This is a genomic window from Micromonospora sp. NPDC049891, assembly GCF_040660295.1.
Taxonomy (GTDB): domain Bacteria; phylum Actinomycetota; class Actinomycetes; order Mycobacteriales; family Micromonosporaceae; genus Micromonospora.
The window spans coordinates 1-1,836 of record NZ_JBFAML010000070.1; the positions used below are offsets into that span (position 1 = coordinate 1).

Sequence of the window (1,836 nt, forward strand, 5' to 3'; positions counted from 1 at the left end):
ACTATCGAACGCCGGGCCAACGGTACTACCCTGCCCTTTATGACTGACGACCGGCTATCTCACCCACGCACTTCTCCCTGAAATTTAGCATCGTCGCGGTTAATGTCGAAAATTTGCCACCTGACGTGGTTGGCATCGAGGGTGAAAACTGCCGTGGCGAGGGTGTTCTCCTCATCCGGATCGTCGGCAGCCAGCCGGTATTCACCGGCATCAATTTTCAGATTGATATCGTGCAGCACCTGGGTGGTGCCGAAATGTTTAGCGACCGCGCTAAATTCGGCACTGTTGCAAAGTTAGCGATGAGGCAGCCTTTTGTCTTATTCAAAGGCCTTACGTTTCAAAAACTCTGCTTACCAGGCGCATTTCGCCCAGGGGATCACCATAATAAAATGCTGAGGCCTGGCCTTTGCGTAGTGCACGCATCACCTCAATACCTTTGATGGTGGCGTAAGCCGTCTTCATGGATTTAAATCCCAGCGTGGCGCCGATTATCCGTTTCAGTTTGCCATGATCGCATTCAATCACGTTGTTCCGGTACTTAATCTGTCGGTGTTCAACGTCAGACGGGCACCGGCCTTCGCGTTTGAGCAGAGCAAGCGCGCGACCATAGGCGGGCGCTTTATCCGTGTTGATGAATCGCGGGATCTGCCACTTCTTCACGTTGTTGAGGATTTTACCCAGAAACCGGTATGCAGCTTTGCTGTTACGACGGGAGGAGAGATAAAAATCGACAGTGCGGCCCCGGCTGTCGACGGCCCGGTACAGATACGCCCAGCGGCCATTGACCTTCACGTAGGTTTCATCCATGTGCCACGGGCAAAGATCGGAAGGGTTACGCCAGTACCAGCGCAGCCGTTTTTCCATTTCAGGCGCATAACGCTGAACCCAGCGGTAAATCGTGGAGTGATCGACATTCACTCCGCGTTCAGCCAGCATCTCCTGCAGCTCACGGTAACTGATGCCGTATTTGCAGTACCAGCGTACGGCCCACAGAATGATGTCACGCTGAAAATGCCGGCCTTTGAATGGGTTCATGTGCAGCTCCATCAGCAAAAGGGGATGATAAGTTTATCACCACCGACTATTTGCAACAGTGCCGATAAAAATATATCATCATGAACAATAAAACTGTCTGCTTACATAAACAGTAATACAAGGGGTGTTATGAGCCATATTCAACGGGAAACGTCTTGCTCGAGGCCGCGATTAAATTCCAACCTGGATGCTGATTTATATGGGTATAGATGGGCTCGCGATAATGTCGGGCAATCAGGTGCGACAATCTATCGATTGTATGGGAAGCCCAATGCGCCAGAGTTGTTTCTGAAACATGGCAAAGGTAGCGTTGCCAATGATGTTACAGATGAGATGGTCAGACTAAACTGGCTGACGGCATTTATGCCTCTTCCGACCATCAAGCATTTTATCCGTACTCCTGATGATGCATGGTTACTCACCACTGCGATCCCCGGGAAAACAGCATTCCAGGTATTAGAAGAATATCCTGATTCAGGTGAAAATATTGTTGATGCGCTGGCAGTGTTCCTGCGCCGGTTGCATTCGATTCCTGTTTGTAATTGTCCTTTTAACAGCGATCGCGTATTTCGTCTCGCTCAGGCGCAATCACGAATGAATAACGGTTTGGTTGATGCTAGTGATTTTGATGACGAGCGTAATGGCTGGCCTGTTGAACAAGTCTGGAAAGAAATGCATAAGCTTTTGCCATTCTCACCGGATTCAGTCGTCACTCATGGTGATTTCTCACTTGATAACCTTATTTTTGACGAGGGGAAATTAATAGGTTGTATTGATGTTGGACGAGTCGGAATCGCAGAC

General features: G+C 49.4%; 3 protein-coding genes. 1 reads left to right on the forward strand and 2 read right to left on the reverse strand.

What is annotated here, in order from left to right; genetic code table 11:
- Positions 1 to 59 precede the first annotated feature (59 nt).
- Complete coding sequence (locus tag AB0I71_RS32455; protein WP_000902128.1) at positions 60 to 239, reverse strand: hypothetical protein; 180 nt, start codon at positions 237 to 239, stop codon at positions 60 to 62.
- 91 nt (positions 240 to 330) lie between these two features.
- Entirely contained in the window at positions 331 to 1,035 is a 705-nt protein-coding gene (locus AB0I71_RS32460) for an IS6-like element IS26 family transposase (protein WP_001067856.1), read from the reverse strand.
- 129 nt (positions 1,036 to 1,164) lie between these two features.
- Here AB0I71_RS32460 and AB0I71_RS32465 point away from each other — a divergent pair.
- Positions 1,165 to 1,836, forward strand: a 672-nt coding sequence (locus tag AB0I71_RS32465; RefSeq protein WP_357591176.1) for an APH(3') family aminoglycoside O-phosphotransferase, incomplete at its 3' end; no start/stop codon positions are given.

What these genes read in the sequence shown, in the direction of transcription:
- AB0I71_RS32460 (WP_001067856.1), bottom strand. Translation starts at nt 1,035, where the DNA reads ATGAACCCATTCAAAGGCCGGCATTTTCAGCGTGACATCATTCTGTGG.